Below are 15,206 nucleotides of genomic sequence, written 5' to 3'. Positions count from 1 at the left end.
ACGGTTACAAAGCTTGTTATCAAGCCGCAAAGCTTGGTGTGAGCATAAGGATAAAATTTGGCGGATTGGTGCGCTGCAAAGCGCCGAAACGGTGCAAAAAAGTGCTTGATTTCCCCGAAAAAAGCCTCCTAAATACTTCACTTATGCACAGCTGGACGATTCCGACGGCAAATTTCCGCTCCCTAGGAAGCATTTTCCAAGTCATTGATTTTAAAGAGATAAAATTTTGATTTTTTACCCGGTTTTGGAAGATGCCAACTTGAACGTCATTGCTTTCCGGGGGTTAAGATTCCATTGTCCACAAAGTTATCCACAGAAACTGTGGATACATACAGCATCGATATTTTTGCAAGGTGCAGCATGAATAATCCACGCCCTTGCTACCTGCAAATCGCCATTGATACGCCGCTCAACGCGGTGTTTGACTACCGCTGGCAGTGCGATCCGGCCGAGCGGCCCCAAGTCGGTCAGCTGGCGCTGGTGTCCTTTGCGCGGCGCGAGGTGGTCGGCCTGATCGTCGGCGTGGTCGATGAGACCGATGTGCCTGTGGAAAAGTTGAAGGACGCGCTAGCCGTGCGCAGCCAGCTGGCGCCGTTGTCCGCCCAATGGCTGGCGCTGGCTGGCTTTGCCGCCGATTACTACCAGCGCCCGCTGGGCGAGGTGGCGCTGCCCGGCTTGCCCAAGAATCTGCGCGTGCTGACCACCGTGGCGCTGGACCGGGCGCTGAAGAAGCTGACCAAGCTGGACGCGCCGCACGATCCCACGCCGTCCAATATGCCGGTGCTCAATCCGCAGCAGCAGATCGCCGCCGACGCCATCGGTGGCGCCCAGGGCTTCACGCCGACTCTGCTGTACGGCGTGACCGGCAGCGGCAAGACCGAAGTCTACCTGCAGGCCTGCGCGCAAGTGCTGGCACGCGAGCCGGACGGCCAGATCCTGATCCTGGTGCCCGAAATTAACCTGACGCCCCAACTGGAAGGCAATATCCGCGCGCGCTTCCCCGGCGTGATGCTGGCCACGCTGCACAGCAGCCTGTCCGAGGGCGAACGCATGCTGCACTGGCTGGCGGCGCATCAGGGCAAGGCGCGCATCGTGCTGGGCACGCGGCTGGCGATTTTGTCGTCGCTGCCGCACCTGAAGCTGATCGTTATCGACGAGGAACACGACCCGTCGTACAAGCAGCAGGAAGGCCTGCGCTACTCGGCGCGCGACCTGGCCGTGTGGCGCGCGTGGCAGTTGCAGATCCCGATTGTGCTGGGCTCGGCCACGCCGTCGCTGGAAAGCTGGCATCACGCGCAATCCGGCCGCTATCGCAAGCTGGAGCTGCGCGAGCGGGCGGTGCAGAACGCTGTGCTGCCGACCGTCAAGCTGATCGATATGGAGCGCGACAAGCCGAACGATGGCCTGACTTCGCACCTGGTGGCGGCCATCAGGCAGCGGCTGGAGCGCGGCGAGCAGTCGCTGCTGTTCCTAAATCGCCGCGGCTATGCGCCGGTGATCTGCTGCGAATCCTGCGGCTGGATCAGCGAATGCACGCGCTGCACCTCGTTCATGGTGCTGCATCGTCCCGAGCATCGCCTGCGCTGCCACCATTGCAGCCTGGAGATGCGCATTCCGCGCCATTGCCCGACTTGCGGCAATGTCGACATCCAGCCGCTGGGGCGCGGCACGCAGCGCGTGGAGGAGGGCTTGCAGGCTTTGTTCCCGGAGGCACGCATCCTGCGCATCGACGCCGACTCCACCCGCAAGAAGGGCAGCGCGCAGGAGGCGTTCGATACCGTGCACCGCGGCGAGGTGGATATCCTGGTCGGCACGCAGATGGTCGCCAAGGGCCACGACTTCAAGCGGCTGACGCTGGTGGGCATCATGAATCCGGATACGGCGCTGTTTTCGCAGGATTACCGCGCCAGCGAGCGGCTGTTTGCGCAGCTGATGCAGGTCTCCGGCCGCGCCGGACGGGCCGGCATTCCGAGCGAGGTGCTGATTCAGACGCGTTATCCGCAGCATCCGCTGTACGGCGCGGTGGTGCACCACGATTACGATCACTTTGCGTCGGCCTTGCTGGAGGAGCGCGAGCAGGCCGCGCTGCCGCCGTATCTGTTCCAGGCGCTGCTGCGGGCCGAGGCGCGCGAACTGGCCACGGCGATTGAGTTCCTGACCCTGGCGCGCGATTGCATGCAGCATCCGGGCATTACCATCAACGATCCGATTCCGATGAGCATGACGCGGGTGCACAATGTGGACCGCGCGCAGTTGCTGGTGGAGTCGCCGTCACGGCCGGCGCTGCAAGCCTTTCTCAAGGAGTGGATGCTGACGCTGCGCCAGATGAAAAGCCGCGTGAAGTGGTCGCTGGAAGTCGATCCGCTGGATATTTGACGTCGCACCCGCGGACGCCGGTGTCCATGGAACGCACGCTCAGTATGGGCGCCGGCTTTCGCCGGCGCGACGCTAGAGCAGGTAGCGCCGGGCGGTCGCCACGATCTGTTCGGACAGCGCGCGGGTGAACGGCGTGTCGAGGTTCCAGGCGTGCCAGTGCAGCGGCACGTCGACCACCTGGCCGGGCGCCAGATCGACCAGGCGCTCGTCGGCCAGCGCCGCCGATACCTGTTGCAGCGGCAGCAGGCCATACGCCAGGCCGCCGAAGACGCATTCGGTGCTGGCCGCCGACAGCGGCAGCGTGTGATGCGGATAGGCGCCGCGCCACTCCAGCACCTGGTGCAGAAAACCGTTCATCATGTCGCGGTCGCACACCACGGCCGGCGCCAGCTGCACCGCATCGGTGATAAAGCCGTCGCCGAACCAGTGATTGGCAAACGCCCTGGTGGCCACGCAGACGTAGCGCATGTTGCCCAGCGGCGTCACCTGCGGGCCGTTGGCCTGTTGCTCGGCCGCGCCGGTCGCCACGCAGCCGAATACACTGCCTTCGCGCACCAGGTGCAGCGCCAGCTCGGGCGCCGCCACCTGCACATTCAACTGGCAGCGCGGCGGCGATAGCAGCGGCTGCAAACTCAGCGGGAACCAGGTCGCCAGGCTGGCGGCATCCACCGCCAGCGCGATTTCCGGCATGCTGATCTGGTTGCCCAGGTCGATATCCAGCGACGCTTCCATCAGCTTGACGTTGCGGTGATGGGACACCAGCCGCTGGCCCAGTCCGGTCGGCACGGCCGGCTGGCCGCGCACGATCAGCAGGCGGCCGGCCGCATCCTCCAGCGCCTTGATGCGCTGGGATACGGCCGATTGGCTGATGCCGAGCGCCAGTGCGGCCTTTTCAAAGCTGCCCTGGCTGACCACCGCATCCAGCACGGCCAGCGCCCGATAGTCCAGATTGTCCATAAGTCAAGCTTATAAAATTTGAAAACGATAAGCCATACTAATACTGTTTTGCTTTGAAGTAAAACACGATTGGCAGTTGGGAGTAGACTTGTGGCATATGAGAACCTTACGCACTGAAGTCGCCGTCATCGGCGCAGGCACGGCCGGCATGACCGGCTATCGCGCCGCCAAGGCCGGCGGCAAGCAGGCGCTGCTGATCGAAAGCAACGTCTATGGCACCACCTGTGCGCGCGTCGGCTGCATGCCCAGCAAGCTGCTGATTTCGGCCGCTGACGCCGCCCACATGCTGCACGCGGCCGCCGATTTCGGCGTGCATGCGGGTGACGTCCGCATCGACGGCAAGGCGGTGATGGCGCGCGTCGGTAGCGAACGCGACCGTTTTGTCGGCTTCGTGGTCGAGAGTGTGGACGCCTACCCCGCCGAAGACAAGCTGCACGGCCATGCCCGCTTTCTCAGCCCGACCCGGCTGCAAATCGACGACCACACGCTGGTGGAGGCGGAACGCTTCGTCATCGCCACCGGGTCCACCCCGATTGTGCCGGACGAGTGGCGCGCGGCCGGTTCGCGCGTGATCCATAGCGATGCCGTGTTCGACTGGGAAGACCTGCCGCAATCGGTAGCGGTGGCCGGCACCGGCGTGATCGGGCTGGAGCTGGGGCAGTCGCTGCATCGCCTCGGCGTGCGCGTGACCATCTTCGGTCGTGGCGGCAGCGTCGCCCAGTTGAGCGACCCGGCGGTGCTGGATGTCGCCCGTAGCGCCATGCTCGATGAGCTGGACGTGCGCTTCAAGACCCGTGTGGTCAAGGTGGAGCCGCATGGCGACGGCCTGGCCATCACCAGCGAGGACACCAACGGCGACCAGCAGGCCGAGCATTTCGACTACCTGCTGTCGGCAGTCGGCCGGCGGCCGAACGTGCATCAGCTGGGGCTGGAAAACACCGGCCTGCAGCGCGATCACCACGGCATTCCGCTATTTGATCCGCAAACGATGCAGTGTGGCGACAGCGCCATCTTCATCGCCGGCGACGCCAACAACGACCGTCCGCAGCTGCCGGAAGCGGCCGACCATGGCCGCATCGCCGGCGAAAACGCGGCGCGCTATCCAGACGTCCAGCCCGGCCTTCGCCGCACGCCGCTGGCGATTTCGTTCACCGAGCCGCAGATCGCCACCATGGGCGCCAGCTACAGCGAGTTGTGCGTTACGCATCCGGGCCGCTTTGCCGTCGGCAAAGTATCGTTCGAAAACCAGGGCCGCAGCCGCGTGATGTTGCAAAACAAGGGCCTGCTGCGGGTGTACGCGGAATACCAGAGCGGCCGCTTCCTCGGCGCCGAGATGATCGGTCCGCGCGCGGAAAACATCGGCCACCTGCTGGCGTGGGCGGTGCAGGCCGGGCTGACGGTGGACGCCATGCTGGACATGCCGTTCTACCACCCGGTGGTGGAAGAGGGCGTGCGCACCGCCTTGCGCGACCTGGCGCACCACCTGAAAAATGCTCCAGTGCATGATTGTCCTTGCGTCGACTGCACACCAGGGCCGTGATTGTTATTGTTAAATCAAAGATACAAAAATTTTACACACTTGGTCCTGAAAAGCCGTATGCTGTTGCGTCGATAGCATCTTTATCATGCAATGAACATACGCAAAGTCACAGCGGCCGATTTGAAACTGGGCATGCTGCTGCCGTGGGACGTCTACGGTGAAAATGGCGCTTTGCTGGTTCGCAAAGGACATATGATCGCCAGCGCCAACCAGATCGCGTATCTGGTGGAGCGCGGCGTATTTGAAGACGGCGTGCCGGCGGAAGCCGCGTCCGAGCCGCCTTCGGTGCTGCGCAAGCTCAACGCTGCCTGTCTCGAATTGCACACGCTGCTGCAAGCCGTGTCGCAAGGCCGGCCGCCGGTCGATTTCCGCCGCAAACTGGACGATATCGCCCTGCTGGTGCATGGCGCCGTCGATCTGAACGTCGACATCGCCACCGCTGCCGTGCTGCACAACCAGCAGGCGGCGCCCTACGCGGCGCGCCACAGCGTCAACACGGCGGTGATTGCGATGCTGCTGGCGCGCGCCCGCCAACGCTCGCGCAACGACGTCATGACGGTGACGCTGGCCGCGCTGACCATGAATACAGGCATGCTGGCGCATCACCAGCGCTGGCATGACAGCAGCGCCGTGCTGGATCAGGCTGACCGTGCGCGTATGCTGGCCCATCCGGCGCTGAGCGTGCAATTGCTGCGCGCCGCCGGCGTCAACGATGAAGCCTGGCTGGACTGCGTGCTGCACCATCACGAAAACGAAGACGGCACCGGCTACCCGCACGGCAAGGTTGGCGCGCAGATTCCGCTGTTGTCCAAGCTGGTGGCGCTGGCCGACCGCTACTGCGCCCGCGTCTCCGAGCGCAGCTACCGGCCGGTGATGACGGCCAACGGCGCATTGCGCGACATGCTGCTGGAAGCGCGCACCACGCTGGACACGAACCTGGTGTCGCTGGTGATCCGCGAACTGGGCATTTATCCGATCGGCACTTACGTGCGTCTGATCAACGGCGAGACTGGCGTGGTGGCGCGGCGCGGCTTGCAGTCGACCACGCCGCATGTGGAGTCGGTGCTGGGGCCGCGCGGCGCGCCGCTGGAGGTGTTTCTCCAGCGCGACACCCGCAACGCACTGCATACCATCCGCGAAGTGCTGACCAACGCCCAGGTGGCGGCGCTGGACGCCCCGCCGCTGCGCATGGCGCAGGTGTGGGGGCGGGCCGCGCTGGACTAAGCCGGGCGCTTAATTCAGCGTCGCGTCCAGCCGGCCTTCCTGTGCCAGCTCGCGCATCATGCCGATGGTGTCGATGTCCGACTCGACATAAGCCGAGCGGCGGAATTCATCGTACATGGCGTTGGCCTGGTCGGTCGCCTCGTCGTGGCTGTCCTCGTACTGGAAGCGCACGAACAGCGCGTTTTCGCTCGGCGTCTCGATCGTCATGATCAGGCTGGACTCGGCGATATCCTGCTGCGCCGCCACGCGGTAGCGCACCTGGCGCATCGGTTCCAGCTCGACGCGGTCTTCCACCACCAGTTCGCCGTAGCGCAGGCGGCGGCGGAAGCCGGAGTCGGTACGCTGGTCGATGATGGCTTCGTCCAGATGCGGTACAAACAGTTTCGGCGACTCGGCGCGCAGCACCAGGCCGGCCCAGACTTGCTTGACGGTCAGCGCATCGATCAGCGGATTGAGTGGGTCGTTGACTTCGATTAAGTGTTCAAATTTCATGATTGCAACCAATATAAGGTGAGGCGGCGGCCCGATTCCCGCATGGTAGCGTATTGTCAGCCACGCTACCTGCGGCATATCAGTGGCAGCCGCTTGGACTGTTACAATGTGGGGTTGCTTTTCCGTTTTCCTAGCCCTGGTCCCGATGTCCACCCAAGTCCCCGTTTTCGGCCTCAATTTGCCCCAGAGCCAGGCTGTCACCTATCTGGACGGTCCCTGCCTGGTGCTGGCGGGCGCCGGCTCGGGCAAGACGCGCGTGATCACGCAAAAGATCGCCCACCTGATCGAGGACCGCGGCTACGATCCGCGCACCATCGCCGCGCTGACCTTCACCAACAAGGCGGCGCTGGAGATGCAGGAACGGATCGCCAAGCTGCTCAAGCAGCCCAAGCAGGCCAAGCAGCTGACGGTGTCGACCTTCCACTCGCTGGGCGTGAAGATCTTGCGCCAGGAAGCCAACGGCGTCGGCCTCAAGGACCGTTTTTCGATCATGGACGCCGACGATTGCGGTTCGCTGATCCAGGATCTGGCCATCACCACCGACAAGCAGGTGGTGCGGCGCATCCAGACCGACATTTCTCTGTGGAAGAACGGCCTGGTCGATCCCATCATCGCGCTGAACCAGGCCAAGGACGAGGACGAGGCGCAGTCGGCGCGCGTCTACGCCAGCTATGTGGCGACGCTGTCGGCCTACCAGGCGGTGGATTTCGACGACCTGATCCGCCTGCCGGTGGAACTGTTCCGCAACAACGACCCGGTGCGCGACAAGTGGCAGCGCCGCCTGCGCTACCTGCTGATGGACGAGTACCAGGACACCAATACCTGCCAGTACGAGCTGGTCAAGCTGTTGGTGACCGGCGTCGGCAAGAAGCCGATGTTCACCGCCGTGGGCGACGACGACCAGGCCATCTACGCCTGGCGCGGCGCGTCGGTGGAAAACCTGAAGACGCTGCAGACCGACTTCCCCGACCTGCAAGTGATCAAGCTGGAGCAAAACTACCGCTCCACCACCCGCATCCTGCAGGCGGCCAACGCGGTGATCGGCAACAATCCCAAGCTGTTCGAGAAATCGCTGTGGTCCGAGCACGGCCTGGGCGAGCCGATCCAGGTGATGGCGATGCCGAACGACGACACCGAAGCCGAGCAGGTGGCGATCATGATTTCGGCCGACCATTTCCAGCGCAAGAATAAATGGACCGATTACGCCATCCTGTATCGCGGCAACCACCAGGCGCGCATCATCGAGCAGGCGCTGCGCAAGGAGCGGATTCCGTACACGATTTCCGGCGGCCAGTCGTTCTTCGACAAGGCCGAGATCAAGGACATCATCAGCTACCTGCGGCTGCTGGCCAATACTGACGACGATCCGGCCTTCATCCGCGCCGTGACCACGCCGCGCCGCGGCGTCGGCCAGTCGACCATGGAAACGCTGGGCACTTTCTCGGGCCAGTGGCAGTGTTCGCTGTTCGAGGCGGTGTTCAAGGGCGGCATCGAAGGCTTGCTGAACGACCGCCAGCTCAATCCGCTGCGCGACTTCTGCAACTTCATCAACAACCTGGAGGCGCGCGCCAGCCGTCCCGGCCCGTCGGGCAGCGGCGACAACGCAGCCCAGGTGCTGGATGACCTGCTGGAGGCGATAAATTATGAAAACTATTTATACGATATGTTCGACGAGCGCGCGGCCCAGAGCAAGTGGCAGAACGTGCTGGAATTCGTCAACTGGCTGAAGGACCGCGGGCGCGGCGGCAAGGACCGCGACGGCGAAGAGAAGAACGTGCTGGAACTGACGCAGATGGTGGCGCTGATGTCGATGCTGGAAGGCCAGGACGAAGATCCGGATGCGGTGCGCATGTCGACGCTGCACGCGTCGAAAGGGCTGGAGTATCCGCACGTGTTTTTGGTCGGCGTGGAGGAAGGCATCCTGCCGCACAAGGGCGACCCCGACGCCCCGGCCGAGTCGATCGCCGCGCGGGTGCAGGAAGAACGGCGCCTGATGTATGTGGGGATCACGCGCGCGCAGCGCACGCTGAAAGTCACGTGGTGCAAAAAGCGCAAACGCGCGGGCGAGCAGGTGCACTGCGACCCGTCGCGCTTTATCAAGGAAATGAAGCTGGACGAGGGCACCGCCGTGCCGCTGGAGTCCGAAGTGATCACGCCCAAGGAACGCCTGGCGCGCATGAAGGAACTGCTGGCCACGCCCAAGCCGGCGCCGTCCGATTCCTAGCAAGCTGCTAGCGTTGCGAAAAGGCCGCGCTGGCCAGCATATGTTGCCGCCGGTGCGCACTGCGGCCGCCCTCGCGCTACCATAAGCCCATCGTCGGCCGCGCCGGCTTACCGAAGAGAGAGCGATCATGATCCAGCCCCGCATGCTGCTAGCCGCCTGTTGCATGGCATTGATGTCGTCGCTGCACGCGGCCGACGGCGGCGCCTCCCGCGCCGATGCCGAAGCGATGGTCAAGAAGGCGGTGGCCCACATCAAGAGCGGCGGCGACGCCAAGGCCTACGCCGATTTCACCGCCAAGGCGCCGCAGTTCATCGACCGCGACCTGTACATCGTGGTGTACCGCAACGATGGCACGGTGCTGGCGCACGGCAGCAATCCCAAAATGGTCGGCAAGAACCTGATGGAGCTCAAGGACATCGACGGCAAGGCCTTCGTCAAGGAGCGCCTCGATATGGCCAAGTCCAAGAACAGCTTCTGGCAAGACTACAAGTTCACCAATCCGGAAACCAAGAAGATCGAACCCAAGCAGATGTACTGCGAAAAACTCAGCGACACCGTCGTCTGCGGCGGCATCTACCTGTAGCCCCGATGCGGCGGTCGCCGCCTACCCCGCTGGCCTGGAGGGATCGTGAAGATCGCCCATAAATTGCTGATTGTCCCGGCCGCCGCGCTGACTGCGCTGCTGTGCGTGGGCATCCTGTCTTACCTGTCGATGCAGGAAAACGAACGCCGCATGCAAAGCCTGAAGGACGTCACCTTCAACGCGCTGCAACAGGCCAGCCAGCAGAGCATCGCGCTGGGGCAGCTGCATGCCGCCACCTACGCCAGGATCGCCATCGCCGGCAGTCTCAGCGAAGACGAGCTTAAACGGTACGGCGAGCAGACCAGCACCGGCCTGGTCGCGATCAGCAAGGAGCTGACCGAACTGAAGGCGCTGCCTGGTGCGACCGAGGCCGCGCAGGCGCTGCCGCTGGTGGAGCAATACCGTGCCAGCGTGGTGCAGGCGCTCGACCTGGCGTCGATGGATCCCAATACCGGGGTGGCGGCGATGCAGCAGGCCGACGGCCACTATCAGCAGGTGCGCACGCTGCTGGCCAAGGTGGTGGCCAATCTGGGGCGCGAGACCGACCAGGCGCTGCAGGAGGGCAAGGACGCCGACCGCCAGGCCAACTGGATCACGCTGCTGACCACGCTGGCCGCGTTCGCCGCACTGCTGGCGCTGACCAGCTGGGTGACGCGCACGGTGCTGCGACCGATCGCCGCCGCCTGCGCCGCCGCCGAGCGCCTGGCGGCCGGCGATCTGGCCACCGACATCCCGGTGCAATACGACGATGAGCTCGGCGCGCTGGCGCGCGCGCTGGCGACCGTGGTGGCCAACTGGCGGCGGCTGCTGGGGGAGATCCGCGCGGCCGGCAGCACCATCACCCAGGAAGCCGGCGAAATCGCCCAGGGCAACGCCGATCTGTCGGCGCGCACCGAATCGCAGGCCAGTTCGCTGCAGCAGACCGCCGCCTCGATGCATGAGCTGACCGGCGCGGTGCGCGCCAATGCCGACCATGCGCGCCAGGCCAACCAGCTGGTGGTGTCGGCTTCGGACGTGGCGCTGCAGGGCGGTCAGGTGGTGGGCCAAGTGGTCGAGACGATGGCCTCGATCAAGGCCAGTTCCAGCCGCGTCGGCGATATCATCGGCGTGATCGACGCGATTGCCTTCCAGACCAATATCCTGGCGCTCAACGCGGCGGTGGAGGCGGCGCGCGCCGGCGAGCAGGGCCGCGGCTTTGCGGTGGTGGCCACCGAGGTGCGGGCGCTGGCGCAGCGCTCGGCGCAGGCGGCGCGCGAGATCAAGGGCCTGATCGAGGAGTCGATGGCCCAGGTGGCCGACGGCAGCGCGCTGGCCGACACGGCGGGCCAGACCATGAACAACATCGTGGCCTCGGTGCGGCAGGTGACCGAGATCATGAACGAGATCACGGTGGCCAGCCAGCGCCAGACCACCGGCATCGAGGAGGTCAACAGCGCCATTGGCGAGATGGACGACCTGACCCAGCGCAACGCCGCGCTGGTCGAGCAGGCCGCGGCCGCCGCCCAGAACATGCGCGACCAGGCGCTCGACCTGCTGCGGGTGGTCGGCATGTTCCAGCTGCCGGGTGCGGTGGTTGCGGCGGCGCCGCTGCTGTCGGCGGCCGGCGGCCAGCGTCCGCTGGGCGCGTACGCGGCGCTGGGGCCGGCCTAGCGTTACAATGCCTGCTTTCCAGCAGGGAGTATGCCGTGAGCCACACCGAAGACCGCTTCATCAACATCGAAATCAAGCTGGCGTACGCCGAAGACATGGTGGACTCGCTCAACGACCGCATCCACCAGCAGCAGAAGCAGATCGACCAGCTCGAGCAGCTGTGCGCGTCGCTGGCGCAGCATGTGCGCAATGCCTCCCAAAGCAGCGGCGGCCAGCTGCCGCACGAGCGCCCGCCGCACTATTGATCAGGCCAGCACGGCGCGCAGCGCTTCGATCACCAGCGCGTGGTCTTCGGCCTGGCGCAGGCCGGACACGGTGACGGTGCCGATGATGCCGGTGTCCTTGATGGTGATCGGGAAGGCGCCGCCGTTGGCCGCGTGGTCTTCCGGATTGAGGTACTTGATGTCTTCGAACACCACGCCACGGTGCTTGTGGTCGATGCCGATGTAGAACGAGCAGCGGCCGAAGCGCGCCACCACATTGTTCTTGCGCCGTATCCAGTCGGCCTGGTCGGCCGAGGCGCCCTGCATCGCATGGTGGAACAGCACCTTGCCGTTGACGGTGATGTTGACCGTGATGCTCTTCTCGCGCGCCCTGGCCAGTTCCACAATCTTCAAGCCCAGCGTCAGCGCGGTATCGCTGCTGAAGGCGGTAAATTGCAATTCCTTTTCCTGCTGCGTCAGCGTTTCCAGCAGTTCCGCGTAGTTTTCCATTCGTCCTTCCTGTTGTTAAGCGATGTAAGTCCCTCAGTGTAGCCCAGGCGGGCTTGATATACTCCTTCCTTACGCCCTCACTTTTGCTCACCATGCACATCGATGTTGCCTCTTTGCTCATAGCCATGACGCTCAGCTTGCTGACGATGGCAGCGGCATTGCTGGCCGTGATGGGCAAGGTCAACCTGGCCGCGCGCCGGGCCCAACTCGGCGTCGGTCTGCAAGCGCTGGGTTGGGTATTGCTGCTGTCGTCCGGGCTGGTGGCGGCGGGCGGCTGGGTCGACCGGTTGCTGTCGACGCTGGCAATGGCCGGCATCGCCGTCGGCCTGGCCTGCAGCGCCATCGCCTTCGACCTGTGGTGCGGCCGCGAAGCGGTAGCGCGGGCGCCGATGGTGACGGCGCTGGTCATGACGCTGGGCTACGGCATCGGCTTCGACCACTACGCCTTTCGCGTGGGCTGGGCCAACGGTCTGCTGACGCTGCAACTGGCGATGGTGGCGGCGGCGCTGTGCCGCAAGCCGCAGGTGCCGGTTGGCCGCTGGCGCTGGTTGCTGCTGGTCTCGCTGCTGGTGCAAATGGCGGCGACCGCCGCGCGCGGCGTGCTGGGCACGTTCTACACCGATCAATTTCCCAACTTCTTCGCGCCGCATCCGGCCAACCTGCTGTTTGCGCTGGCCGCCAATGTGACGGTGGTGATGTCGATGGTGGGCATCCTGCTGGCGCACCGCGACGAAGCTGCGCGCGAACTGGAGTCGCTGGCGAACACCGATGGCGTCACCGGCGCATTCAACCGCCGCGCCTGGATGCAGCAGGGTCACGTCATCCTGGCCGATAGCCACGCCCGGCAGCAGCCCTTGTGCCTGATGCTGGTGGACCTGGACTTTTTCAAGGCTATCAACGACACCTATGGCCACGAAGCCGGCGACCGCGCACTCAAGCTGTTCGTGCAGGGCATGCACGCCGTGGGCGGCGAGCGCAACCTGATCTGCCGCTACGGCGGCGAGGAATTCGCCGTGCTCAAGCGCGGCGCCGACCTGGCTGCCATCCGCGCCTACGACCAGCGCCTGCGTATTTGGTTGGCAGAAGCGGGACCGCGCGAACTGGGCGTGGCGCTGTGCTACAGCGCCGGCATCGCCGAAGTGCTGGACGCGCGCGACACGGTGGACGCCATGCTGCGCCGCGCCGATGCGCTGCTGTACAGCGCCAAACTGCTGGGCCGCAACCGCACGCTGGATGAGCAGACGCTGGGCATGTGACGGCGCTCAGCCGTCCTTGTCGATGCGAGCCTGGATGTGCTGCGCGCGATCGGGCGAGGATGGGTGGGAGCTGAACATGCTGTGTCCGGAATTGTCCAGCGTGGCCAGTTTCTGGAATAGCGTTACCAGCCCTTTGCGCGACAGCTTTTCTTTATACAGAATGCCGTAGGACTGGTCATCGGCGGCGGTTTCCTGTGTCTGCGAAAACTGCGCCTGGATAAATTTCTGCCCCAGGTCGCCGAGATCGGACTGGCTCAATGTCGCCGCCGTGGTGCTGGCCGCGCCGGCTGCGGTGCGCGCCGCTTGCAGGCTGTAGGCCGTCTGCATCGATTTCTTGGAGTGGCCCAGCAGCACGTGGCCGATTTCGTGGCCGACCACGGCGCGGATTTCATCGTCGTTCATCATGTCCATCAATCCCGCAAATACCCGGATGCAACCGTTATCCATCGCAAACGCGTTGACGTCGGTCACCAGATAGACCTTGGCGTCCAATTGCTTGCCATTGAATTTGCTCATATTCAGCGGCTTTAGCGCCGCCGCCAGACGCTTGGCATATTTGCTGCCCGGTGCGGCGATGTTGTTTTGATTGTCGAGCTCGGCGCAGGACTTGTTGGCCAAGTCCACCACCTCGGCATCAGTCAAAGTGGCCGCCTTGATCGCCAGGCTGGCTGAATTGGCGAACCCGCCCAGGTCGATGGGCTGTACGGCGTGGCAGGCCAGCGTGGAACACATCAGCAACGCGGCGACAGAATGTTTGGTTCCCATGAATTTGCTCCTCAAGAAGTCACTTCATCACCCGTAAGGGGTACGATATTTCCATGAGGAATCATAGGGATTTTGCTTGGCAGTCACTTTACGGAAAATCAATCAGTCCATCTTGCCTGCCGATGTCGATTTCCTGTACCTTGGTTCGTCGTGCAGGCAGACACACTTTTTGAGGGAATCGATCATGACCACCAATACCGTACAACTGCAACGTGTTTTGAAAGCCAGCGCCGAGCGCGTCTACCGCGCCTTCCTCGATCCGGATGCGCTGGCCAAGTGGCTGCCGCCGCATGGCTTTATCGGCAAGGTGCATCAGCTGGACGCCAGGGTAGGCGGCGCCTATCGTATGTCGTTCACCAATTTCACTACCGGCGGCAGCCATGCGTTCGGCGGCGAATACCTGGAACTAGTGCCGGGCGAAAAGCTGCGCTACACCGTCGTGTTCGACGATCCCAACCTGCCAGGCCAGATGCAAACCACCGTCACGCTGCGCGAAGTCTTTTGCGGCGTTGAAATGAAGGTCATACAGGAAGGCATCCCGGCCGTCATCCCGACCGAAGCCTGCTACCTCGGCTGGCAAGAGTCGCTGGTACTGCTGGCGCAACTGACGGAGCCGGAAATCCGCCAGTAAGCTAATGCGGTTGTCGCGAACGGCGATTTGGACCACAATGCGTGGCGATCGCGTCCGTGACGTTGCAAGTTTCTTACTTTGGGGAGATGTGGGTGGGTAAAGGCAGGTTGGAAGCATTCAGCGATGGCGTCATCGCGATCATTATTACGATTATGGTGCTGGAGCTGAAGGTGCCGCATGGGTCGGACTGGGCGGCGCTGGAGCCGCTGTGGCCGGTGTTTCTCAGTTATGTGTTGAGCTTTATCTACGTCGGCATTTACTGGAATAACCATCATCACATGATCCACGCGGTGACCAGGACCACCGGCGGCGTGCTGTGGGCTAACCTGCACCTGCTGTTCTGGCTGTCGCTGGTGCCGTTTGTGACCAGCTGGATCGGCGAGCACCATTTTACGGCGGTGCCGCTGGCCTGCTACGGCTTTGTGCTGTTCATGTCCAGCACGGCTTATCTGATGCTGGCGCGCTGCCTTGAGACCCATAACGAAGTCCTGAAGGCGGCGATCGGCAGCGATTGGAAGGGCAAGATCTCGATGCTGATGTATTTAGTCGGCATCGGCGCGTCGTTCGTCTATCCGCTGGCGGGCTTCGCGGTGTACGTGCTGGTCGCCGGCATCTGGTTCCTGCCGGACCGCCGCATTGAGGCGCGCCTCAAGTCTTGACAGCCTGCTCGCCCCCGGCGGTTGCATCGTTCTGGTGTGGCCCGAGGGGGGCCGGCCGCTCGAGGTTTCGCGGCAGCGGCCAGCACCTGCCTGGCCTTGTTGCGTTATTTCGCCAGCTCCCGCTTTGGTATCATTT

14 protein-coding genes are annotated in these 15,206 nt (G+C 63.9%); 10 read left to right on the top strand and 4 right to left on the bottom strand.

The genetic code is table 11. The annotated features are described in order from the left end of the window. Positions 1-360 precede the first annotated feature (360 nt). Positions 361-2,376, top strand: coding sequence for a primosomal protein N' (locus tag GTP55_RS00450; RefSeq protein ID WP_161043052.1), 2,016 nt, complete (start codon positions 361-363; stop codon positions 2,374-2,376). Positions 2,377-2,448: 72 nt separating this feature from the next. Here GTP55_RS00450 and GTP55_RS00445 read toward each other — a convergent pair whose 3' ends face one another. Further along, entirely contained in the window at positions 2,449-3,333 is an 885-nt protein-coding gene (locus tag GTP55_RS00445) for an ArgP/LysG family DNA-binding transcriptional regulator (RefSeq protein ID WP_161043051.1), read from the bottom strand. 97 nt (positions 3,334-3,430) lie between these two features. Between GTP55_RS00445 and GTP55_RS00440 the strand changes: the two genes are divergently transcribed. Beyond that, positions 3,431-4,873 (top strand): dihydrolipoyl dehydrogenase, encoded by a 1,443-nt coding sequence (locus GTP55_RS00440; RefSeq protein WP_161043050.1) that lies wholly within the window; start codon positions 3,431-3,433, stop codon positions 4,871-4,873. A 90-nt stretch (positions 4,874-4,963) separates the two neighbouring features. Then, complete coding sequence (locus GTP55_RS00435) at positions 4,964-6,097, top strand: HD-GYP domain-containing protein (protein ID WP_161043049.1); 1,134 nt, start codon at positions 4,964-4,966, stop codon at positions 6,095-6,097. A 9-nt stretch (positions 6,098-6,106) separates the two neighbouring features. Here GTP55_RS00435 and GTP55_RS00430 read toward each other — a convergent pair whose 3' ends face one another. Further along, positions 6,107-6,589, bottom strand: coding sequence for an SRPBCC family protein (locus tag GTP55_RS00430; protein ID WP_161043048.1), 483 nt, complete (start codon positions 6,587-6,589; stop codon positions 6,107-6,109). A 145-nt stretch (positions 6,590-6,734) separates the two neighbouring features. Here GTP55_RS00430 and GTP55_RS00425 point away from each other — a divergent pair, with 145 nt between their 5' ends. The 4 genes from GTP55_RS00425 (at position 6,735) to GTP55_RS29705 (ending at position 11,291) form a co-directional block, all read left to right on the top strand. Next, the gene (locus GTP55_RS00425; RefSeq protein ID WP_161043047.1) at positions 6,735-8,813 is read left to right on the top strand and encodes a UvrD-helicase domain-containing protein; all 2,079 of its coding nucleotides are present in this window, start codon (positions 6,735-6,737) and stop codon (positions 8,811-8,813) included. Between the two features lie 127 nt (positions 8,814-8,940). Further along, the gene (locus GTP55_RS00420) at positions 8,941-9,396 is read left to right on the top strand and encodes a cache domain-containing protein (RefSeq protein ID WP_229257683.1); all 456 of its coding nucleotides are present in this window, start codon (positions 8,941-8,943) and stop codon (positions 9,394-9,396) included. 45 nt (positions 9,397-9,441) lie between these two features. Next, positions 9,442-11,046: a methyl-accepting chemotaxis protein gene (locus GTP55_RS00415; RefSeq protein ID WP_161043046.1), complete on the top strand. Its 1,605-nt coding sequence runs from the start codon at positions 9,442-9,444 to the stop codon at positions 11,044-11,046. Positions 11,047-11,081: 35 nt separating this feature from the next. Continuing rightward, on the top strand, positions 11,082-11,291 hold the full coding sequence (locus GTP55_RS29705) for a SlyX family protein (RefSeq protein ID WP_161043045.1): 210 nt from the start codon (positions 11,082-11,084) through the stop codon (positions 11,289-11,291). On the opposite strand, the gene GTP55_RS00405 is transcribed toward GTP55_RS29705, so the two are convergent. Then, the gene (locus GTP55_RS00405; RefSeq protein ID WP_161043044.1) at positions 11,292-11,759 is read right to left on the bottom strand and encodes a heme-degrading domain-containing protein; all 468 of its coding nucleotides are present in this window, start codon (positions 11,757-11,759) and stop codon (positions 11,292-11,294) included. A 125-nt stretch (positions 11,760-11,884) separates the two neighbouring features. On the opposite strand from GTP55_RS00405, the gene GTP55_RS00400 reads away from it, so the two are divergent. Then, positions 11,885-13,015: a GGDEF domain-containing protein gene (locus GTP55_RS00400; protein ID WP_229257682.1), complete on the top strand. Its 1,131-nt coding sequence runs from the start codon at positions 11,885-11,887 to the stop codon at positions 13,013-13,015. Between the two features lie 6 nt (positions 13,016-13,021). Here GTP55_RS00400 and GTP55_RS00395 read toward each other — a convergent pair whose 3' ends face one another. Beyond that, positions 13,022-13,780, bottom strand: a complete 759-nt coding sequence (locus GTP55_RS00395; protein WP_161043042.1) for a M48 family metalloprotease — start codon at positions 13,778-13,780, stop codon at positions 13,022-13,024. A 184-nt stretch (positions 13,781-13,964) separates the two neighbouring features. Between GTP55_RS00395 and GTP55_RS00390 the strand changes: the two genes are divergently transcribed. Both GTP55_RS00390 and GTP55_RS00385 read left to right on the top strand, forming a co-directional pair. Continuing rightward, complete coding sequence (locus GTP55_RS00390; RefSeq protein WP_161043041.1) at positions 13,965-14,411, top strand: SRPBCC family protein; 447 nt, start codon at positions 13,965-13,967, stop codon at positions 14,409-14,411. Positions 14,412-14,503: 92 nt separating this feature from the next. After that, on the top strand, positions 14,504-15,070 hold the full coding sequence (locus tag GTP55_RS00385) for a TMEM175 family protein (protein WP_161043040.1): 567 nt from the start codon (positions 14,504-14,506) through the stop codon (positions 15,068-15,070). The last annotated feature ends 136 nt before the right edge of the window (positions 15,071-15,206 follow it).

Origin of the sequence: Duganella margarita (genome assembly GCF_009857535.1) — a bacterium.
GTDB lineage: Bacteria > Pseudomonadota > Gammaproteobacteria > Burkholderiales > Burkholderiaceae_D > Rugamonas > Rugamonas margarita.
Note: the sequence above shows the minus strand (reverse complement) of the source record. Positions and strands in the feature narration are given on the sequence as shown.